The 20,923-nt window shown below is 64.1% G+C and carries 15 protein-coding genes; 5 read left to right on the top strand and 10 right to left on the bottom strand.

The features are described 5' to 3' along the window. Positions 1 to 22: 22 nt before the first annotated feature. Genes NZK81_RS04055 through NZK81_RS04035 form a run of 5 tightly spaced genes read left to right on the top strand, consistent with a single transcriptional unit; the run spans position 23 to position 4,119 of the window. A complete protein-coding gene (locus NZK81_RS04055; protein ID WP_260044142.1) occupies positions 23 to 571 on the top strand; it encodes a polysaccharide biosynthesis/export family protein in 549 nt (182 codons plus the stop codon). A 5-nt stretch (positions 572 to 576) separates the two neighbouring features. Beyond that, a complete protein-coding gene (locus NZK81_RS04050; RefSeq protein ID WP_260044140.1) occupies positions 577 to 1,863 on the top strand; it encodes a glycosyltransferase family 4 protein in 1,287 nt (428 codons plus the stop codon). Continuing rightward, the gene (locus NZK81_RS04045; RefSeq protein ID WP_260044138.1) at positions 1,860 to 3,011 is read left to right on the top strand and encodes an acyltransferase family protein; all 1,152 of its coding nucleotides are present in this window, start codon (positions 1,860 to 1,862) and stop codon (positions 3,009 to 3,011) included. Before NZK81_RS04050 ends, NZK81_RS04045 begins: the two co-directional genes overlap by 4 nt. 1 nt (position 3,012) lies before the next feature. Beyond that, on the top strand, positions 3,013 to 3,882 hold the full coding sequence (locus tag NZK81_RS04040; RefSeq protein ID WP_260044136.1) for a glycosyltransferase family 2 protein: 870 nt from the start codon (positions 3,013 to 3,015) through the stop codon (positions 3,880 to 3,882). A gap of 9 nt (positions 3,883 to 3,891) precedes the next feature. After that, a complete protein-coding gene (locus NZK81_RS04035; protein ID WP_260044134.1) occupies positions 3,892 to 4,119 on the top strand; it encodes a hypothetical protein in 228 nt (75 codons plus the stop codon). A gap of 18 nt (positions 4,120 to 4,137) precedes the next feature. On the opposite strand, the gene NZK81_RS04030 is transcribed toward NZK81_RS04035, so the two are convergent. From NZK81_RS04030 to NZK81_RS03985, 10 genes are all read right to left on the bottom strand, one after another. Further along, a complete protein-coding gene (locus NZK81_RS04030) occupies positions 4,138 to 5,559 on the bottom strand; it encodes a hypothetical protein (RefSeq protein WP_260044132.1) in 1,422 nt (473 codons plus the stop codon). A 15-nt stretch (positions 5,560 to 5,574) separates the two neighbouring features. Beyond that, positions 5,575 to 6,516 (bottom strand): sulfotransferase family protein, encoded by a 942-nt coding sequence (locus NZK81_RS04025; protein WP_260044130.1) that lies wholly within the window; start codon positions 6,514 to 6,516, stop codon positions 5,575 to 5,577. Between the two features lie 209 nt (positions 6,517 to 6,725). Beyond that, complete coding sequence (locus NZK81_RS04020; protein ID WP_260044128.1) at positions 6,726 to 7,280, bottom strand: calcium-binding protein; 555 nt, start codon at positions 7,278 to 7,280, stop codon at positions 6,726 to 6,728. 339 nt (positions 7,281 to 7,619) lie between these two features. Further along, positions 7,620 to 10,127: a S8 family serine peptidase gene (locus NZK81_RS04015; protein ID WP_260044126.1), complete on the bottom strand. Its 2,508-nt coding sequence runs from the start codon at positions 10,125 to 10,127 to the stop codon at positions 7,620 to 7,622. A gap of 504 nt (positions 10,128 to 10,631) precedes the next feature. After that, positions 10,632 to 12,260 (bottom strand): hypothetical protein, encoded by a 1,629-nt coding sequence (locus NZK81_RS04010; protein ID WP_260044124.1) that lies wholly within the window; start codon positions 12,258 to 12,260, stop codon positions 10,632 to 10,634. Between the two features lie 89 nt (positions 12,261 to 12,349). Next, a complete protein-coding gene (locus NZK81_RS04005; RefSeq protein ID WP_260044122.1) occupies positions 12,350 to 13,657 on the bottom strand; it encodes a polysaccharide pyruvyl transferase family protein in 1,308 nt (435 codons plus the stop codon). A gap of 194 nt (positions 13,658 to 13,851) precedes the next feature. After that, the gene (locus NZK81_RS04000; RefSeq protein WP_260044120.1) at positions 13,852 to 14,865 is read right to left on the bottom strand and encodes an amidohydrolase family protein; all 1,014 of its coding nucleotides are present in this window, start codon (positions 14,863 to 14,865) and stop codon (positions 13,852 to 13,854) included. Continuing rightward, on the bottom strand, positions 14,862 to 15,857 hold the full coding sequence (locus tag NZK81_RS03995; RefSeq protein ID WP_260044118.1) for an NAD(P)H-dependent flavin oxidoreductase: 996 nt from the start codon (positions 15,855 to 15,857) through the stop codon (positions 14,862 to 14,864). The genes NZK81_RS04000 and NZK81_RS03995 overlap by 4 nt, the downstream gene beginning before the upstream one ends. Before the next feature lie 216 nt (positions 15,858 to 16,073). After that, positions 16,074 to 17,621 (bottom strand): alkaline phosphatase D family protein, encoded by a 1,548-nt coding sequence (locus NZK81_RS03990; RefSeq protein ID WP_260044116.1) that lies wholly within the window; start codon positions 17,619 to 17,621, stop codon positions 16,074 to 16,076. 69 nt (positions 17,622 to 17,690) lie between these two features. Beyond that, positions 17,691 to 20,762: a TonB-dependent receptor gene (locus NZK81_RS03985; RefSeq protein ID WP_260044114.1), complete on the bottom strand. Its 3,072-nt coding sequence runs from the start codon at positions 20,760 to 20,762 to the stop codon at positions 17,691 to 17,693. Between the last annotated feature and the right edge of the window lie 161 nt (positions 20,763 to 20,923).

The raw sequence follows: 20,923 nt of genomic DNA, 5'->3' as shown, positions 1-20,923 counted from the left end.
CTGTCCATGGAAAGGGTCTGACATGCTGTTTCGCACGATCGCCTTGGCCGGATGCGCGGTACTCACGGCATGTGCATCGACGGCAAGCACTGTGTTGCCGGGCGTCGATGTCGTCGAATACCGTCTCTCTCCGGGCGACAGGGTCAGGCTGGAGGTGTTCAGGGAGGATGGCCTCTCCGGCGAATACGCCATCAACGATCAGGGCATGATCGGGCTTCCCATGGTGGGCGATGTCCAGGCTGCCGGAAGGACGCTTGCAGAACTGCGCGGGGAACTGACCGCGACGCTGCGGCGGGAATACGTACGCAACGCGCGGATCAATCTTGATGTCGTCAGCTATCGCCCGATCTACATTCTGGGGGAAGTGCAGAAGCCGGGCGAATATGCCTACAGCGAGCGGATGTCGGTCTATGCACTGGTCGCGAAGGCCGGCGGTTTCACCTATCGGGCGAATGAGCGCGTGGTCTACGTCCGCCATGCCGACCAGCGGGACGAAACCGCCTACAAGCTGACGAGCGGAGCCGCTGTTCTGCCGGGCGATACCGTCCGGATCGACCAGCGGTATTTCTGAGAAGAATGGTGCGGTACGAGCCTTTCGAAACCCGGCGCGGGCCCGAGCGCGTGGTGCTGTTTCACGATTTCAGCCAGGCTCTGGGCGGCGCCTCTTACCTCGTGCAGGTGCTGATCGGGCAACTGCGCGCGCGCGGCATTCCCGTGACGTTTTTCAGCGGCGACGACGGTGCGCATTTCCATCGCGAAGATGTCGAGTTCATCGCGCTCCATGGGCAGTCCTTGCTCGATCGTTCGAAGCTGGGGGCCGCGACCGTGGGGCTGTATAATCACAGCGCCTATGCGGTCATCCGTGACTGGATAGGACGCAACGACACGCCGGGCACGGTCTATCACCTCCATGGCTGGTCCAAGATACTGACGCCCGCCGTGTTCGGAGCGCTGCGCGCGGTGGGCGAGAGGACGATCCTGCACGGGCACGACTATTTCAATTGCTGCCCGAACGGGGCCTTCTTCAACTATGTCACCGAACGTGACTGCAGGCTGGAGCCGCTTTCCGGCGCGTGTCTTCGCAGCCAGTGTGACAAGTCTTCCTATGCCGAGAAACTGTGGCGTGCCGGGCGTGAAGGGCTGCGGCGCGCATTGCTGGGAGGGCTCGCCAATATCGAGCGCATGCTGCTCATCCATCCCGGTCAAGCCGGCGCCTTCGTGGCCGGGCAATGGCCTGCCGACAAGCTGTTCGCGGTTCGCAATCCGGTAACGCCGCCTTGCGCGGAGCGTGTGCGTGCCGAAGACAACAAGGGCATCGTCTTCATCGGCCGGATTTCGCCGGAAAAGGGTGCGGATCTGGCGGCGCGCGCTGCCGCGGCGGCGGGCTTGCCAATCACGTTCGTCGGAGAGGGTATCGAGGAGAAACGTGTTCGCAGGCTCAACCCCGATGCCGTCCTGCTCGGCCGGCTGGACCGCGCCGGCGTGGCGCGTGCGCTTTCCGGTACGCGCCTTGCCGTCATGCCCAGCCGCTGGTCCGAACCCTTCGGGCTGGTTGCACTGGAGGCGATCGGTTCGGGCGTGCCGGTGATCGTCAGCGACCGCGCGTTGGTCGCTGAGGAGATCGCGCGGGCCGGCTTTGGTCTTGCTGTCGATACTGCGGATATCGCCGCATTCACATCGGCCATGGCCGAACTGCATGCGGACGATGCGCGTGTGGCAGCGATGTCGATGGCCGGGCACGTGGGCTACCGCCAGCTGTGCCACGACGAGGGGAGCTGGACCGACGAGATCGTGGACCATTACCGCAGCGTCGCCATGGCGGCGCGGGGGATGGCGGCCGCATGCCATCGGGAGAAGACATGAGAACAGGAAGAGCGCGCGAGATATCGTCTCTGGACGTGATGCGGTTGTTGGCCGCGCAGGCTGTTATGGCCTACCATCTATTGTTCCTGTCGTGGGCGGAATCGGCGGATTCGCGAGGCATCAGGGCAATCATCGGCAGTCCGGTAGCGTTCGCGGACGCTGTGGCCTGGACCAGTCTGGGCTGGGTCGGCGTGCAGGTATTTTTCGTGATCTCCGGCTTCGTGATCCTGATGTCGGCGCAAGACAAGTCGGCGTCGGATTTCCTGATCGGGCGCGTGACGCGGATTGTGCCGGCGCTGTGGTTCTTTTCCGCGCTTTCGGCATTGATCCTGCTGGCGTGCGGAGTGCTTGGACCGCTGGAGCTTTCCGAGCGGTTCTTGCGCTCCATGATCCTCTTCCCGGTCGGCCCATGGGTGGATGGCGCGGTGTGGACACTGGTTGCGGAGGCGGTGTTCTATGGCGCTGTCTTCGTTGCCATAAGGACCGGGATGATCGGCCGGGTGACGGCCATCATGCTGGCGGTGACGGTTTTCAATCTGGTGCTCTGGGGGGCAGTGCTGGCTGGTGAGGCGGGGCTGCTCGGTGATCTCGGACATCGGCTAGCGGAGGCGGCATCTTCGTACAAGCTGCGGGTGACGCTGATTTCGACGAACTGCTATTTCGTTGTTGGCGCCTCACTCTGCGGCATCTTCATGCGCCGTGATGTCACTGTAAATATTACCGTTTTTTGTGCCAATTTCGTCATGTCGCTGATTGCGACGTACTATGCGGCCTTGTCCAGCGTAGGGGTGTCGCAATTCGGCCAGATGCCTTACCGGGCCGTTGCTGTCTGGGGCGTGTCAACGCTGGTGCTGAGCGTCTGCGTTCTGCTGCGGGTCGGTTCGGGGGGCAGGTTCGTCCGGTTCGCAACGATCGCCGGACTGGCGACCTATCCGCTCTATCTCATCAACCAGATCCCGGGCGGTTTCATCCTGGGAGCTCTCTATCGCACCCCGCTTTCGCCTGTGGTCGCCGTGGTTGTGACTGCCGTTTCGTGCACGGTGCTGGCCGGCGCTTTCGCTCTCCTTGTCGAACGGCGGATGCAGCTGCGCCTGTCCGCGTTCCTGCGGCAATGTCAGCGCCGTGCCTCGGTCTTGAAGGAGGCCTAGGGTGGCAGCGCTCTTCGTCGTGATCGCAACGGTTGGCCGCGCCGAGCTTGTGCGACGTACGGTCGATATGCTCGCCGATCAAACCCGGCGGGCCGATGGAATTGTGGTGGCCAGCGTTACCCCGCAGGATGTCGCCGGCGTGAAAGAGGCGCGGGGCAATCCCGAAATCCTCTTTTCCGAAAAGGGACTGTGCCGGCAGCGCAATCGCGCCCTTTCGGCGCTTGAGGGGCAGGCGGACATCATCGTCTACTTCGACGACGATTTCATTCCCGCGCCCGATTATCTCGCCAATGTCGAGGCCTTGTTCGCGGCTGATCCGCAGGTCGTGGGCGTGACCGGAGATCTCCTGGCCGATGGCGTGTTGCACGGCGGTTATTCGGTGGAACAGGCCCAGGCCCTCATCGCGAACCGTCCGGCAAGGTTTCAGCCGGAGATCGTCGAGCGCCGCGAACTCTATGGCTGCAACATGGCCATTCGCGTGGCGGCCGCGAAAGGGCTGCGTTTCGATGAGAACCTTCCGCTCTATGGGTGGCAGGAAGACGTCGATTTTACCAACCGGCTGGGGCGCAGGGGCCGCCTGATTGCGGCGTCGAGCGTGACCGGCGTGCATATGGGCATCAGCAGCGGCCGCACGTCAGGCAAGCGGCTGGGGTACTCGCAGGTTGCCAACATCGTGTACCTGAAGCGCAAGGGCTCGATGCGCAGTGGTTTCGGGAACCGGCTGATGACGAAAAACGTGTTCGCCAATGCCCTGCGCAGCCTGAAGCCCGAGCCGCTTGTCGACCGGCGCGGACGGCTGCTGGGCAACGTGCTGGCGGTTGTCGATTGCCTGCGCGGGCAGCTCGATCCGCGCAAGATCCTGGAAATGTAGGAGGGCATGTTGGCAGGATTTCTCCTGGCCGGAGGCATCTACCTGACGGGCTGGCTCGTTACGGCCTGGTGCTTCGCGGGAATACAGGGGCCGGTGCCCGTGCCCGGCCGGTTCCGGCGAGACGTGCGCGATGCCTTGTTCTGGCCGATCTGGCTCGTTCTCTATGCGGTGTTCTGGGTGGTCGAACTACGCCGGCAGGCGTTCGAAGAGGACTTCGCCGGGGCCGATCGCTCATGAGGTCTGTCGTTCCCTGTTTTACGCCGCGCGCGGGATGGGGATGGCGGCCGGGCGCTGGGGCGGTCGCCCGGCGACGGCAAGGGCAGCGACAAGACCATAGCCGAAGGCCGCGATTCCCCCAAAATCGGCATCGCCCACCACCAGTGACACGACGAAGGGCGCAATGAAGGAGAAACGGAATGCGGAGAGGATGAGCTGGGGTTCTCCCGGCGCACCCGGGCTTCGCCGCGAGAGACTTTGCACGATGAAGGCATAGAACAGCAGGCCGCCCGGAATGCCGGTGCTGCTGAACATCGCGACGATGCCGCTGGAGGAGCGGGTGCCGCCAAGGCCGACGCCCAGGCCGTGGGTTCCGGGCAGCGCCGCAAGGGCGGTGGAGCGCCACATCCCCCGCTCGCTGAACGAACTGGATTCCGGCTTCTCCAGGACCATGCGTTGGACCAGCGAGTAGACAGGATCGAGGATCTGCGGTTGCAGGATCGTCAGCACGGCAATGGCGATGACAATCGTGACCGTAGCCGACATTTCACCCGCAAGCCCCTTGCGGTAGATGGCGTCCTTGTGTTCATCGCCGGTGATCCGCAAGAACCATTCCAGCGCGGCCACGAACACCAGAACGGCCATCCCGACGTATGTGGCGGAGGAAGTCGAGAGCCATGCGCAGAGGGTCAGGAGGCCCAGCACGATCGGCGTGTAGACGTTGCGCAAGATGTCGTCGGCCATCGCGCGGCGGTAGAAGTAGAGTGCGCTCAGAAGGGCAAGGCATAACCCGCCGTAAGCCGAGGCTTCGGGCATCAGGCCGACAACGCGTTTCGCGCCGAGGACTTCGATGTCGGTCAACAACGCATAGCTTGCCGTGCGAAACGGCTCCAGCAGCGGTGCGAGCGGCAGGAACTGGCTGGCATAGTCCAGCAGTCCGGTTACGACCGTGACGAACCCGCCCAGGCACATGGCGTTGAGAGCATGCTGACGCATGGCTGCCGGCTGGAGTGCGCGGGCAAAGGCGAAGACCGAGAACACGGCGATCGACAGATAGGTGAACTGGGAAATGTTCTGAGGGGTCGGCTGCAAGGGTGCTGGCGCACTGACGGTTCCACGGATCGGCACGACCATGACGGCGCCTTCGAACAGGCGCGGCATGAACGCGGTGGCAATCGCTGCGACCAGCCAGAACAGCGTCAGCAGCATCAGCCTGCCCGGCAGTACCGCAAGCGACAGGAATGCCGAGGGTCCGCTGCGATCGGCGAATGTCCGCGCGATCAGCAGCAGAGCCACGATCGGTGTGGCCGTGAAAGTCAGTCCTCCGGTCAAGGCCGTCGGGATGACGGCGAAGGCGCCGATCGGCATGCTGGCGAAGAACAGGTAGAGAAGGACAGGTTTACGGCTGAGCAGCCCCCAGATCGCGAGCGTCCAGAACAGGGCGATGGGAACCATGTTCATGGTCTGCGCGCGGGTTCAGGCCGCATCCCAGGCGGTGATGCGGCGCCCGATCAGGTCCTCGAACGTGGCGCGGCGCGGTGCCAGGTGTTGCGAGAGGTATTCACGGGCCGCGCTGTCATCGATCTGCTGCTTGTCGAAGGAGATCGTCGATGCCCGGCGCAGGCGCTCGACCGTTCCTGCGGGAAGATGCTGCCGCGCCATCGACCAGATCCCCGAATTCCGGACTTGCCGGACAAGCGGAAAACGCGTCCTGCGGCTGACGGGCGGCGACGGGTGCCGGTCGGCGAGCTGGGATTTAGCGTATTCGAACGGTTCCAGCTCAAGCCAGTCGATGCATCGGGCCAGAACCCTGCGGCGGTCCTTGCGCAGTTCCTCGGCGACGATCACGTGGATCTGCGACGGGGCGAAGTGCTCCAGATAGAAATGGAGTTGCAGTGCATAGTCCGACGTGTCGCGGTAGAGCGGATTTTCGCGCATCGCCGTATCGAGCGGCAGGGGCTCCTGGAACTCCTTGAAGCGCTGCCAGTAGTGCCCGATAGCGCGTATTACCGGTTCGCGCACGGTGTAGATGATGCGGGCATCGGGGCTGACGGCTGCGATCCGTGCAGGCACGCCGCTGCGGTGGGGGGCCTGTGAATAGTAGACACTGCTTTCCCCGCGATATCGGGTGCGGTCGTTCGCCTGCCACAAGTCGAGGTAGGCCTCCCGGTCGTGCGAGCAGGGCCGGCGCGCCATGATCGGCCAGGCTGCTTTCAGCTCGTTTTGATCGATGAAATAGCAGGGCTCCTTTTCCGTGCTCATGCAGATCCGGGGATGGGCTGCCAGATAGGCGTGCAGTGCGCTCGATCCGGCTTTCGATGCGCCGATGATGAAGAGGTTCGGGCCCGGCCGGCCCGGGCCGCCTTCGAAGGGCGCGGGGGAGGTATCGGTGCGGATGGATGCAGCTTGCAGGTTCAAACGTGCCTCCGGGCATGGAACATCGACGGCATGTTCGAAGCCTATTCCCGACGGTCACGGTCCGGAACACGAGTATGCTCCGATATGGTTCAAGTTCTCCGGCCCTGTTGGCGCCTTGTGCGCTGATCCGGGCCATGCGCCGACGCAAATGGGGCGCGGCATTGGCCGCGCCCCACTCCTCGCCCCCCGGTGCGGACCCGGGTTGGTAGTCAGATGACGACGATGTCGGAGGCGTCGATGTGTTCATCGTAGAAGGTGACGGTCGTCGCACCGTAAGTCAGGACGGTGTTACCCGAGCCGGTGTATTCCAGCGAGTAGGAGCCTCCGTCGGTGAGCTGCACCTGATCGATGCCATGCTCGAAGTCGAACACCTTGTCGGTGCCATCGTCAGCATCGAACAGGAAGATGTCGTGGCCGCCTTCGTTGTCGTTGCCGTCGGCGGGGTTGTCGCCATAGAGGACATCGTTGTCGTCGCCGCCGTTGATGATGTCGTCGCCGTCGCCGCCGTAGAGACGGTCATCCTGGCCGCCGCCGATCAGCGTGTCATTGCCGGCACCGCCATAGAGCTTGTCGTTGGACCCTTCGCCGTCGAGGTAGTCGTTGCCGTCATCGCCATACAGGCGATCCTGGTTGGCGCCGCCATAGACGGTGTCGTCGCCCTCGGCTGCGTGGACGGCATCACGCCGCCCGCCCGCATCGATCACGTCCGAACCGTCCGTGCCGTCGATCTTGTTGGCGTTGCTGTCCCCTACGATGTCTACCATGAAAGATTCCCTTCAGTGTGCTACTCTGTGTCAACGAGTTCGTCTTCATTGCCACCCATTAAATATATTTTGATTTATATTGTTTCTTGCGAATCGATATGTGTCCGCTTGTCTTGGTTTTATTGTGAGGTTTGATTGATTTTCAACATGGACGTTTTCTTGATTTGATCAATTTTGTTCTATTATGAATGTATAATAGGTATATTTATTTAGGTTTGTGTATATATCTAATCGTTTTCAGATCGGAGGAGAGGGCGGATCTGATCGTCGTGTCTCGATGTCAAAATGGACGTGTCTCCCGTCCTTCTGGCGATGATCCGGCGTTGGCGCGGGAGCGCATCAGGCCCAGAGGATGCCGAGATCGCTGGTGCTCATATGCAGGGTCATGTCCAGATGATCGATGGCGTCCCCCTTGAGGCGCGCCACGTCGTATGTTTCGCCGCCCATGTGCATTGCCAGTATGGTGCTGGTGCCGTGTTCCTCGAAGTCGAACGTGGCGCCAGCGTTCGCGTCGAGGCCGGTGATCAGGATGCGGTCGCCTTCCCCGGCGTTGAAGTCGTAGACGATGTCGAGGGTGTCGAGTTCCGATACGTCGAAGATGAAGGTATCCGCACCGTCCCCGCCGAAGAGCCGATCGCGGCCCGCGCCGCCCTCGATCCAGTCGTCCCCGGCACCGCCCTTGATGAGGTCGTTGCCGCCCATGCCGTGAATCAGGTCCGCGGTGTCGCTGCCGAGAATTGTCTCGCTCTCGGTCGTTCCGGTCAGGTGGTTGTCATAGGTGGGGGTAGTTCCATCGGAGCCGTCGGAGGTCTGGCCGTTCGAACCGTCCTGCGAGGTATCGCCGCTACCTGCGGCGAAGAGGTCGAGCAGCTGATCGTAGGAGTAAGTGGTGTCGGAGAATACGAAGGTTTCCACATCGGACACGGTCGAAACCTCGCCGGTGCGCGTTGAAATCTCCAGCGCGCCATCGCTCAGGGCATGACCGGAGATGCTGCCAAAGTCGGAATTAACCATCAGGGTATCCGCGCCGCGGCCGCCGTCCAGGATGTCGTTGCCGAAGCTGAAGTAGATCACATCGTCGCCGCGGCCCGCGTGCAGGACATTGGCAGCATTGCTGCCGATCAGCGTGTCGTTGCCGTCGCCGCCGATCGCGTTCTCTATCGTGTCCGCCGCGAACGAGAGCATGACCCCCGCGATCCTGGTCTGCGATGCAGCTGAAAGGTCAATGGTCGAGTTTGACGTGACCGCCGCCGCGTTGATCGTGTCGTTGCCGCCGTCCGTGTCATGGAGGACGCTGCGGCTGGCAAGGTCGGCGCCGGCATAGAGTGTGCCGAACTCGTCGGTGTAGATGTAGGTGTCGTTCGCCCGGTTGTCGCTGCTGCCGGTGATGGTCAGCGTCGCGTCCTGGAGCAGGCCGGTCATCGGCGTGCCGTCCTTGCAGGTGGCGTCGGGGTTGCGGTTGTAGACGTCGATCGTCCAGGTTCCGGCCGATTGCTCGCCCATCGATGCGACGGAATCGAAGACGAAGTTGCGCAGGCCTCCGGCGCGGTTGTCGTAGGGCAGGTCGTAGACCAGCCGCACGGTCGTGCCGTCGGGCGAGGTCAGGTAGACGTCGAGATCGCCGGTATCGACCCAGCGCAGGTCGAGCGCGAGCTGGACGTGTTCGATGTCGATGGCCTGGCGGACCTCGATCCGCGTCGAGATGTGATCGTTGGAGCCGGCGGCAAGCGTCTGGTCGACTTGCACTGACTGGCTGACCGTCGCCAGGTTGGCGTAAGTCTGCTGCCGGGTCCAGGTTTCCGCAAGGCGCACGGCGTCGTGGACGTTGAGAAAGCCATAGCCGAAGGCGTCGCTGAAGTGCAGGCCGCCGCCATTGAGGTTGGTCGCGCCGTTGGTGCGCCAGCCGTCGCCGAAATTGGTGCTGTCGGACAGGCCCTCGCGTCGTGCCGAGTAGGCCAGGATCTGCTGCACGTCGCGGTATCCCAGGTCGGGGTTGGCCTGCAGTATGAGGCCGACCGTCGATGTCACCGCCGGGGCGGCGAAGGAAGTGCCGCTGCAGTTCTTGAAGCCGTCCTTCAGGGTGGTGGTGTAGACGTCCGATCCCGCGGCGGAGAGCAGGACGTTGGCGCCCAGGCTGGTGAAAGAAGCGGGCGTGCCGTCCGCGTTCACGGCGCCCACCGCGATCGTGTAGGGCGAGTTCTGGAAGTTGTGGTAGTTTGAAGTGCCGCCGGTTCCGGCATTGCCTGCCGCGAAGATCACCGAAGTGCCCAGACCGCCGCGCCCTTCGCTGACGGCATGTTCCAGGGCCTCTGCATATTCCGGGTGCCTGTTGAAGTTGTCGTCGAAGTTGGAGGTAAAGCTCCAGCTGTTGTTGACGACGTCGAGGTCGGCCGAGGCGTTCAGGGCCAAAACGATCTGATCCGTGACGTTGTCCGAATTGTAGTCGATCCCCAGGCCGACCAGGGTCGCTTCCGAGGCAATGCCGACCGTGCCGTAGGCATTGTTCGCCTCGGCCGAAATGACGCCGGCGACGGCCGTGCCGTGGTAGTAGGGCAGATCGCTGTCATCGATCGCGATCTGGCCGGTTGCCTGCGCGAAGTTGTAGTCGAGCGATGCGTCGTAGGCTTTGGCCAGATCCGTGTGGCGGAAATCGATCTGTGAATCGATGACGCCGATCTTGATGCCTGCGCCTTTGTAGTCCGTCCATGCCGAGTAAGCATCAATACTTAGTGGCGATAGTGCGGAGCCATCGAGGTACCACTCCTTCTTTTCATAAGTATCATTGAAGAAGCAGGCGCTTGCAGTTGCTGTTCCGTGCGTCGGGTTAACTGAGTTTCTGTCGGTCATGATATCGTCCCATCTGTCGGAGGCTGTTCCGGTTTGCGGTGCTCGGAGCTCCGGAATTCGTGATGTTGGGACGAGTATGGGGGGTGATTAAACGAGACCTGTAGTGCTGTGGTAAATTGAAATTCACCATGAAGTATACTTATTTCTTATCTTGGAATTCACATTTTAATGCAGAATTATACCTACACGTACTCTGTCGGTTAAAATGAGGATGGGGCTGTTCGGCGCGATGCCTAAGCTTGTGGGAAGCCAAGGGTGGAAAATATTAAGTATATGAGCCGACGTAGGAATGTTGTTCTCGTGCTCCACTCGCAGTCATTGCCGGTTTCGAGACAAAAGCAGGTGGATTTACGGATCCCTGCGGAGCGGAAAAATAGCCATGGGCAGGGCTGTTTTCTCTCTATCAGGCCATTTTTTCCGCCTTGCAGTCGACAATCGGCGGTGCGTGCGCGCGTCTTGCCGGCGGTATGGGGCGAAAAGTGGTCGACTGGCGAATCGGGAGAGTCAGGAATTCGGCGGAGCGTTTTCAGCGCACCGGCTCTCGTCGAGGATCCGGATGCGATAGCGCGTGATGTCGCCGCGTGCGCTGGTGCCGGGGGCTAGTGACAGGCTGAGAGCCTGCCCCCTGCGCAAGTTCAGGTGGAGGTCGACGGTGATCGGCGCGTTGCCGGATCGCGTGAGGACGTCGTGTCCGTTCCGCGAAAGGGTCATGGCAACGCCATCCGTGCTGCGCGGGGAGACGCTGAATTCGGCGAGCAGGTGTACGCGGAGGTCGCGTCCGGTCGCATAGTGATGAACCACGGCGCCGTTGCCGCCTTCGACGGCCGGAAGGATCGTATCCGCGGTCAGGCGCAGGTCTCTCATGCCCCGGCGGCCGAGATAGGGCGTCCAGGGGACGCCGCGGCGCTGCTGGCCGGGCATCACTTCGAAAGGCAAGGCGTGCGAGCCGACGCGGACATAGCGTTCGAAACCGTCGCCGGCGGCCTGACGCGCGCCGGGCAGCGGATAGCCGAATTGGTGGAAGCTGTCGGCCAGCAGCCTGCTGCATCCGAGATGGACGAGTTGCGCGGTTTTCAGTGGCCGCGTCCCGATCAGGACCAGCACGCGCCTCTCATGCAGGATCAGGTTCCGGGTATCGAGCCGGGCGCCCGTGGCATCGAAGACCGAGACGTTTCCGGGATCGACGGTGATGCGGCGCGGCGCACCCCAGATCACCGCGATTTTCGAGCCGAACCTGCGAATGGACGTGAAGGGGTCAGGGCTGTCGTCGCGCGCGGGCAGGCCGGCCATCCGGGCCTGTACGAAGCGAAAGGCCTTGCCGGTATCGGTCAGCGAACCGTCGCGCCGGACCAGCGGGATCATGCCGTCGCCGCGCGGGTTGAGCGGGTACCAGTCCATTTCGCTGACGCCGAGCGCGGCCAGAACCGCATAGCCGCGCACCAGGTCATCGGCTGCGTGCCGCGCGTCCTGGCTGCCGAACTCGGTGATGGAGAGTGGCAGACGTGCCAACGTGCCGTTCCTTCGCAGCAGGCCGATTTGCCCGGGCAGTTGATCGATCGGCGTGGTGTAGGGGTGAAGCGCAAGTCCCTCGATGGCCCCGGCTCCGGACAGGTCCAGCAGGGGCCACAGGAAGCCGGCCGGCAGCGAATGGGTGGAACCCCCAAGGACTTTGATGCCGGGACGGACCCTGTGAACTGCCCGGGCGGCGGCGCGGACCATGGCAAGGTGGTATTGCCCGCGCCGGGCAAGGCCGGCGTTTCTCACCGGACCCGATACGAAATTGTTTCCGTTGATTTCGTTTCCGATTTCCAGCGTGTCGATCTGCGGGAAACGGCGGACCACCGCGGCTGCGAAGCGACCGAAGGCGGCCAGCGCCTGTGGCGAGTGCGGTGTCTTGCCATCGTCGTAGAGCGGATTGCCCCAGTTCAGCGTCAGCGTGATCGGCGTGCCGCTTCGCGCGAAGCGGTCGGGCCAGGTCGTCGTCGGCTTGTCGAAGACATAGAGCCCCGGCGTCCGCTCGACCTGTTCCCATCGGATGCTGTCGCGCAGGCGAGGAAGGGGCAGGTCCAGCGCTGCCCGCCAGATCCGGTCGCTCCACCCTTGCGAGAAGTTGGAGGCGGCCCCCAACTGCATTGGGGCGGGGGTTCCGGTCGGTGAGGCAGCAGCCTGGTCTGCGCTTGCGCTTGCCGTCAGACAGCAGGCCCAGAGCACTGCGGCGCTTCTCATTTTTCGGCAAGTGCCCGTGCGATGTCCTCCTGCAACATGGCAATGCCCCGCCGCGTTTGGGCGACCACGAGCTTGCGTTCAGGATCGGGGACGCCCTCCCGCATCGCACCGAGCAACTGGCTCGCCGCAGCCGCTCCCGAGGTTTGTGCCGGACAGCACAACCAGTGCGCGCGGTCGACCGACTGGACGAAGGCATCCAGCTTTGGGTCCCAGGCCAGTGCGAGGAATGGAACGGCACAGGCATAGGCGGCGATGATCGCGTGCATGCGGAAGGCGGCAATCGCGCTCAGTCCCGCGATGAGGTGTGTCAGTTCCTCGGGGTTTCGGGCATTGGGGAAGCGCACGCTCGATCCCGAGCCAAGCGCCTGGAAGGCTGGCTGCAGCCGCAGCGCGCAGGCCCGGTCTTCGGGAGAGCCGTTCGTGAAGACCGCGATATTGCAGCCTTGCGCGACAAGCGACCGGGCAAGGTCGAGATACCATGCGTCCAGCTGCGCGGGCGAGGGGGCGGCAGCCGAATGATAGCGTAGCGCGAGCTGGCTGGTCACGTTGATGCCGATGAGTGGCGGACCATCGCCGCGCTGTACGGGCCGTACATCGTAGCGTTCGGCGGCGAGGAGGCCGGGATCGCGCACCGGAGTGGCTTCGAGCCCGGCTGCGGTTCCCGCCAGATCGTTCCAGGCCTGTCGCGATCGCTCGTCGCGGACGAAGACTTGGCGGATGACCTGGCGGTGCAGGGCCCGTGCGAGCAGGGCGCGCCCGCGCGGGCTCCATTCACTGGAAACGCCGCAGCCATAGATGAAGACCGGCAGGCCGCGCCGGGCGGCTTCGTCGGCGACGAGCGCCAGCTTGGTCGGGAAATTGAGGTCCAGATCGGTTATCAGGTTGCCGCCGCCGATCACCACGCAGTCGGCCTCTTCCAGCGCCCGGCGGTAGTGCGGGCGCCAGAGCCGGCGCGACTGGACCGCCAGGGGCGCGCGCACGGCCAGGTGTCGCAGCCGGGCGGGCAGGGCATCGAGCAGGCGCATTTGCGTGACCCGACCTGGCGCGCCCGGCCCATAGGCCGTTCTCCCAGCGAGATCGACCGAGCCGGTGCCGGGCGCGGTGCCGCATTCGATCAGGGCCTGTTCCAGGCACTCTGAAAGCAGCCCGTCGCCCAGGTTGGGGCTGTATTTCACATTGAAGATGCGCACACGGGCGCCACTGCGCTGCGGCACGGGGCTGGAGGCGCGCAGGGCCTGGCGCATCAGGCGCTCGACCTTCCGCCTGCTGGGGCCTTCTTGAAATGGCGGGGCGATGCGCTGCAAGCTCTGCTCCGTGCATGTGGGAGGGCGCCTGCGTGTGTCTGCTCGCAGGCCCTGTCCGCGTTCTGCGTCGCGGTATGGAATAGCGCGGGAGCACGCGTTGTTGATCGCGAATGGGCCCGTTTCGGATGTATCTCCGTCGGTCCGACGAGGCGGGAACCTCGGCCGTTGCCGCGATTTGCGCCCGGGGCGCCGGCCTAAGTGTCGATGGCGTACACTTCGGTGGCGGTGCCCCGGAACAGCCAGTCCTGTTCTTCCTCGCTGAAACGGGCAGCGATCTTCTTGAAGGCGTTCCAGATCGTGCCGTAGCTGCCGGCCGACTGATCGGGCGGAAAATTGCTCGCGAACATCGACCGGGCGGGCGTGAAGGCCTCTATGCCGGCGCAGATGCGGGCTTGCCAGTGCTCAGCCAGTTCGTTCGAGGTAGCCGTTCCGGTGCTTGCGCCGAGAAGCGTTGCAACGTCCATTCCCTGTCCGCTGAGCTTGATGCGCGTGTTCGGGCGCTCGGCCAGTTGCGTGAGTTTCCTTTCCCACTGGGCGATGGCCTCGTCCTCCCGACTGGCATAGTCCCCACGAAGATCGGGCGTGCCCAGATGGTCGAGAACAATGGTGAGGCCGGGGACACGGTCGGCGAGGCGGACGAGCTGCTCCAGTTGCGGGTGCAGGCACCAGACGTCGAGACTGAGCCCCATCCGGGCAAGGATGCGGCACCCTTCGACAAAGCGGGGATCATCGATCCGGTCCCGCGCTGCCGGTTCGGCCGGGCCGCCGAACAGACCCGCGGGGCTGTAGGCAGTGTTCATCCGCACGCCGCGGAAGCGCTCTCCCGCCGCCGCGCAATGCCGCTCCAGCAGCGCCTCGACCCTGTCGCCCCGGCACAGATCGACATTGCCGACGATCCGGTGCGAGATCCGCGTCGGGCCATAGCCGCCGCTGGCACTCATGGCGGCCGTGCCGTTCGCGAATTCGGTCTCTCCCAGCGATTGCAGTTCCGGGGCGCCATGCGCCCGGTACATCGCATGGCATTCGACGAATACGGTGTGCGTGATCCGGTGACCACAGGCTTCGAGCGTCCGGGCCGCATCGCGCAGCAGGAAAGTCTGGGGCTCCTGTGGCAAGCCTTCCACGGCCGGGATGTCCCACAAGTGCAGATGCGGATCGACGATCGGCCGGTCCGGCTCGATCGCAGCTTCCTCCACCCGCAGCGTCATGTCACGGGTATGTCGCGGGCAAGAGCCTCTCTGGCGGCGGCGAGGCCGGGCTTCTCGCAGGCCGTGACGTATTCGTGCCGCAGCCGGCGGACCAGATCGGACACGCTCGGCAGGTCATCGATCAGGCCGATGCCTTGCCCCGCGCTCCAGATGTCGCGCCAGGGGGTCTTGCCGGCAGGCAGATGGTCCGTCCCGCGTTTCTCGGGAATGTACAGGTTGTCGGGATCGAGCCCGGTCTCGCGTAGCGAGGCCTTGAGCCAGCTTGCGGGAAGGCCGTTGACGCCGCGCGTGTAGAGCACGTCGGTGCCCCCGCCCTCTACCAGCATGGCCTTGTAGGCATCGGGCGCGCCCGATTCCCGGGTCGCGATGAAGCGCGTGCCCAGATAGGCAAGGTCGGCGCCGAGCGCTTCGGCGGCGTGGATCGCCTCGCCTGTCGAGATCGCCCCGGCCATCACGATCGTACCGTCGAACATCGCGCGGACTTGCGGGATGAAGGCGAGGTGGCTGATCGTGCCGGCATGGCCGCCGCCGCCCGCGCCGATGCACACGATCCCGTCCACCTTGGCCGCTGCAGCCTTCTCGGCAAAGCGGATGGTTGTGGCATCGTGGAAGTGCAGCAGGCCATGATCCTGCACCAGCGGGGCGTTGACGGTTGGATCGCCCACCGATGTCACGATGATCGAAACACCCCATTGGCGGCACAGCGCTAGATGATCGCGGAACTCGGCTTGCGAGAAGGTGGGCGAGATATTGACGGCAAGCGGGCCGACGGGAACGTCGGGATTATCCTGCGCAAACCGGTCCAGCACCTCGCGCACGGTGCGCAGCTGCAGGCCGAGTTCCTCGATGTCGCGGCAGTGGTTGCGCGTCAGCGAGCCGACGATGCCCGCCTTGCAGCAGGCAATGGCAAGTTCCGGCGTGCTGACGAGGAACATGGGCGCCGCGATGGCAGGAAGGGTCAGGTGTCGCTCGATACGTTTGTCGAGTGCCATTGCGCTGCTTTGTCCTCCCGCTGCCGTTCTTGTGTTCCGCGCTGCAGGCGCGCTTTTGGCGGCCTGCATCTGGTTGCGTGCCAGTATGCCGAACCTGCGGGATGGCGCCACCGGAAATCTCATCCGCTGAAAAGTACGAAGGCGGGGGCATGGCGGCGACGGATGTGTGCCGTCGCCATGCCCCCGCCGGATCGAACGCACGGTTGCTCTTGCCGGCTATGCGCGCTCGATTGCGACCCGGTCGGGGGTGACGATGAAGCTGGCGAGGGTTTCGATGCTTCCTCCCGGCGTGCGGACCTGATCCATCACTTTCACGTCGGTCCGCCAGGATTGCGGCGTGATGTCGAAGAGCTGGTAGCCACGCCTGTCGGTCATCAGCCTGATGTGCGGATTGTTCGCCAGCTGGAACGCGGCGTCGGGGATCGGCCGGCCGTCTCCGTTCGAGGAGATCGATGTGGCGAGGAACTCGACGGCGGCCATCGCGCCGTCCGGTGCTTCCTCGCGCACGGGCACGGTTCCCGCGAAGTGCCGGTGGTAATCGCCTGAGGCGACGACGACGTTCGTTAGCCCATGGCGTTGAATGGTCTCGATCATCCGGGCGCGGGCGGGGCGGTATCCGTCCCAGGTGTCGTAGGGGAAATCGGGTGCTGCATCCGGAGAAGGCCGCCGGTCGTAGGGCATCATCAACACTTGCTGCGCGAGCAGGTTCCAGGCCCCGCCATGGGCAAGCCCTTCATCGAGCCATGCTTCCTGCCGGGCTCCGAGCATGGTCGGGGAATTGTGCATTTCGGGCAGGCAGGGCTGGGTCTTGCCGTCGTTGCACGGCTGATCTGAGCGGTAGGAGCGCGTGTCGAGCACATGCATGCGCAGCAGCCGTCCGAAATCGAGCCGCCGGTGCGCGGTTATCCCGTGCAGCCCCGGCATCTGCGCGCGCCTGACGGGCATGTGCTCGTACCATGCCTGCATCGCGGCCAGACGGCGCAGCGCGAAGACTTCGGGCGGGGTGCCGTCGCGGTCGAGATCGCCGGCCCAGTTGTTGTCCACCTCGTGATCGTCGAAGGACATCGCGAAAGCGCATGCGGCATGGGCGGCCTGCAAGTGCGGATCGGTCTTGTACTGGGCATAGCGGCGGCGATAGTCGCTCAGGCTATAGAGTTCGTCGCCGATGTGCTGGCGTGGGATATAGGGGCCCAGCGGCGCAGGGGCCCCTTCGTAGATGTAATCACCGTAGTGGAAGACGAGGTCCAGATCGCTTTCGCTCGCCAGATGGCCCCAGGCATCGAAATAGCCGTGCTCCCACTTCTGGCAGCCGGCGACACCGATGCGCAGCCTTTCGGGCAGGGCATCGGCGGCAGGCGCGGTGCGGACCATGCCTACAGGGCTGGTATCGCTGCCCGAGGTCATGAAACGGTACCAGTAGGGGCGCTGCGGCTGCAGCCCCGCCAGTTCGACATGGACGGAGTGGGCAAGCTCGGGCCGCGCGATGGCCTCGCCTTGCTGCACGATCCGGGAAAAGCCCTCGTCCTCCGCCACTTCCCAGCGCACGGCGACGGGCAGCATCGGCATGCCGCCGTGCCTTTCCAGCGGCTGCGGGGCCAGCCGCGTCCAGATAACGAAGCCATCCGGCCAAGGATCGCCCGATGCCACGCCAAGAGTGAAGGGATAGGCGCCTAGCGGCGCGGACAGCGCTTGCACGGGGGCAAGCCCGCCAAGGATCGCCAAGTGTCCCATTCCCTGGATCAATGCGCGGCGATCGAGGTGCATGATGGACTTTCTCCGGAATTGGTCAGGCAGGAAACACAGCTTCACCGGCCGATGAAGCTGGCCCCCATTTTAGAAACGCAGCTTCGCGCCGACGAAATATTCGGCACCAAGTGCGTCGTAGGTTGAAGGGTAGGTATTGGCTTGTTGTTGCGAATCCGCGACGATCGGCGGATCGACGTCGAACACGTTGTTCACGCCCCCGAAGAAGGTGAGCCCGGTCCGCCCCACTTCGTAGCTGACGGAGATGTCGACATAGTCGCGCGATCCCATGACGGGGGCGGCCAGATCGGCCTTGGTCGGGCCGCTTTCGCCGCTGCGCGCAGGGACCAGGATGCGATCGTCGGTCACGGCGCTCAGATGGCGGTGCTGTGCGCTCAGCATGAGGCCGCCGCTGCTCCAGGTGATCCGGCTCGCGGTCTTGAAGCGCGGGAAGGGGCCGCCGCAGGTCAGGCCGAAAGCGCCTTCGCATTCGTAGACCTGATCGGGCAGATCCTGCACCGGGGTGATCGCGTATTTCTCCAGCCAGGTCCCGCGGATGTCGATGGCGAGATGGCTGTCGTTGCCGCCAATGCCGAAGGCCAGCGGCTGCGACCAGGACACGCCGAAGTCGATGCCCGAGGTCTCCAGCTTGCCGATGTTCGTATAGGTCGCAAGGATGCTGTAGGGCGCGGCGATCACGCCATCTGCGGGATCGCGGCGGATCGCCTGGCACACGTCGCTGGCGGGGTCCTGGATGACGTTGTAGCAAAGGTCGAGCGTGCTCTCGACGCCGCCCGCGAGCATCGAGATCGCGTCCTTCACCTCGATGTGGAAGTAGTCGACCGAAACACGCAGGTTCGGCACGGCGCGCGGGGCAAGCGTGAAGCCGAACGTGTAGGTATCCGACTTTTCGACATCGAGGTCCGGATTGCCGCCATAGAGCGCATCGACGCGGCCGCCCGTCTGGACGATGGGGCTGCCCACCAGATTGGCCGGAACGCCGGTGGCGATGCACAAGTCGCGCAAGGTCGGATCGGCGGCCGCGCTCGGATCGGCGCAGGGGTCGGTCGCGCGCGGACGGTCCGCGGACTGGCCGCCGAACAGTTCGCCGATATTGGGCGCGCGCACCGCGTGCTGCCACTGGCCGCGCAAGTTGAGGCCGGGGACGGGGGCCCATTCGAGCCCGCCCAGATAGGTCCACACGCCGTTCGCGACGGTCAGGTCATAGTCCGAATAGCGGAAGGCGCCATTGGCGGTCACCCGGCCGATCGGCGATTCCTCCGACAGCAGCGGCAGCCGCATTTCGCCGAAGATCTCGTAGACGTTCACTTCGCCCTCGGTCGGCGAATAGGCATCGAAACCCACCGCATCGCCGCTTTCCAGCGCCGGGTCCGAGCTGGAACGCGCATAGGCGGAGCGCCATTCGAAGCCGAGCGACATGCTGAGCGGTCCGGCCGGCAGCGGCGCGACATCGCTGGTGACGATGGCCGAGGCGACTTGCAGCTCGGTCTCGGTCGGGTTGCTGGTGTCGATCTTCAGCTGCCGGACGGCCTCGTCCGAAATGCCGCCTGCGCCGAAGAGATTGACCAGCGGATCGGCGCCGTCGACGCTGAGGATGCCTGCGGCAAGGCCGCTGTAGGACACCATGTTGTTGAGGTGCGTGGAGCTGTCGGCGCGGCTGTAGAAATAGTTCAGGTCATAGTGGACATTGCGCAGGAACTGTCCGCCCAGATCGCCAAGGTCGCCCCGGATGCCGCCGCCCGCGCGATAGGAATCACGCACCACCAACGCCTCGCGCGGGCCGAATTCGGTGAAACGGCGGTTGACGCGCAGACTGACCAGCCCGTCGTTGTAGGCGTCGCCCGTCTCGAGCAGGTCGAGCTGGCGGAAGACCTCGTTCATCTCGGGCGAGACATAGGGATTGGTGACATCGAAGCGCATGGTGCCCGCGAGGTTCGCCTCGGCGAGCTGCATGTCCACTTCGTTGCGGTAATAGGAAAATTCGCCGTAGAGCGTCAGCGCGTCGCTGGCGTCGAAATGGGTGAAGGCCGAAACGCCATAGCGCTTTGCCGGCGTCTGCAGATAGTTGAGCAGCGCGTAGTTGTAGCGGTCCGCCGGATCGTTGTGCACGCGTGCGTCGGAGCCGGCGCCGTCGAATGTGAAGCCCGTCGGGCCGATGTCGGCCAGCCCGGCGGCGGACAGCGCATCGCGCAGCCCTTCCATGCCCGGCTGCAGCAGCTGATCGCCGTAAGGGATATAGGAAAAGCTGCCGTCGGGCGAACGCAGCGAGCCGGTTTCGACCAGCGCCGGGTTCCAGTTTTCATCATACCCATCGTCGAGCACTCTGCCCGCATAGGCGCGCGCGGCCTGGCGGATGCCGTCGCGCTTGTAGTAGCTGCCCGAGATCACGAAATTGCCGCGGTCGTCGGCAAAATTCGTCCCCGCGGTCAGGTCGAGGCTGTAGGTCTGGCCGTCGCCGCGCGTGTCGCCGCCAAGCTGCGCTCTCGCTTCGATGCCCTCGAAATCGTCGCGCAGGATGAAGTTCGTCACGCCGGCAATGGCATCAGAGCCGTAAACGGCTGAGGAACCGCCGGTCACCGTCTCGATCCGCTCGACCAATGCGGCGGGGATGACGTTGATGTCGGTCACCTGATCCTGGCCGAAGAAGACGTAGCGGCGGCCGTTGACCAGCACCAGGTTGCGGTTCGAGCCGAGACCGCGCAGGTCGATCTGGGCCGCGCCGGTGCCGGGGTTGTTCGACCGCGAGGTGAAGCCGCCCGAATATTGCGGCTGGCGGGTCAGTACGTCTTCCAGGACGATGCTGCCGCTCGCTTCGATCAGCGTCCGATCGATCGTGGAAACGGGGGTGGAGGTGTCTTCCTCGGTGCGGGCAATGCGCGATCCGGTCACGACGATGGGCTCGTTGGAGACCACCGTGGCCCCGCTCGCTTTCCGGGCCGGTTCGGATGCCGCGCGCAGCATGATCGTGCCGCCGCTCTTGCGGGCGATTTCCAGCCCGCTGCCGGCGATCAGGCGGCGCAGCGCCTCATCGGTCTTCAGCTTGCCCTTGATCGGCACGGAGCGGATTGAGGCGATCTTCTCGCTCGGGAAAAAGATCTGGACGTCGGCCTGCTGCGCATAGGCGTTCAAAGCATCCGGCAAGTTCTGTGCCGGAATATCGAAATATTTCTCTGCAGATTCTTCCGCAAGTGCCGCGCAAGGGGTAAAAACTGCAGAAATACAACAGGCATACTTAAGAGATGACAGAACTGAATGTTCAATCATTACGACCCCCGATATTGAATAGGTGAACTGCTTTCACC

Source organism: Novosphingobium mangrovisedimenti, assembly GCF_025153475.1.
GTDB lineage: Bacteria > Pseudomonadota > Alphaproteobacteria > Sphingomonadales > Sphingomonadaceae > Novosphingobium > Novosphingobium mangrovi_A.
Note: the sequence above shows the minus strand (reverse complement) of the source record. Positions and strands in the feature narration are given on the sequence as shown.

Coding starts and splice junctions, on each gene's coding strand:
- NZK81_RS04055 (WP_260044142.1), top strand. CDS start 23: ATGCTGTTTCGCACGATCGCCTTGGCCGGATGCGCGGTACTCACGGCA.
- NZK81_RS04050 (WP_260044140.1), top strand. CDS start 577: ATGGTGCGGTACGAGCCTTTCGAAACCCGGCGCGGGCCCGAGCGCGTG.
- NZK81_RS04045 (WP_260044138.1), top strand. CDS start 1,860: ATGAGAACAGGAAGAGCGCGCGAGATATCGTCTCTGGACGTGATGCGG.
- NZK81_RS04030 (WP_260044132.1), bottom strand. CDS start 5,559: ATGAACATGGTTCCCATCGCCCTGTTCTGGACGCTCGCGATCTGGGGG.
- NZK81_RS04020 (WP_260044128.1), bottom strand. CDS start 7,280: ATGGTAGACATCGTAGGGGACAGCAACGCCAACAAGATCGACGGCACG.
- NZK81_RS04015 (WP_260044126.1), bottom strand. CDS start 10,127: ATGACCGACAGAAACTCAGTTAACCCGACGCACGGAACAGCAACTGCA.
- NZK81_RS04010 (WP_260044124.1), bottom strand. CDS start 12,260: ATGCAGTTGGGGGCCGCCTCCAACTTCTCGCAAGGGTGGAGCGACCGG.
- NZK81_RS04000 (WP_260044120.1), bottom strand. CDS start 14,865: ATGACGCTGCGGGTGGAGGAAGCTGCGATCGAGCCGGACCGGCCGATC.
- NZK81_RS03995 (WP_260044118.1), bottom strand. CDS start 15,857: ATGGCACTCGACAAACGTATCGAGCGACACCTGACCCTTCCTGCCATC.
- NZK81_RS03990 (WP_260044116.1), bottom strand. CDS start 17,621: ATGCACCTCGATCGCCGCGCATTGATCCAGGGAATGGGACACTTGGCG.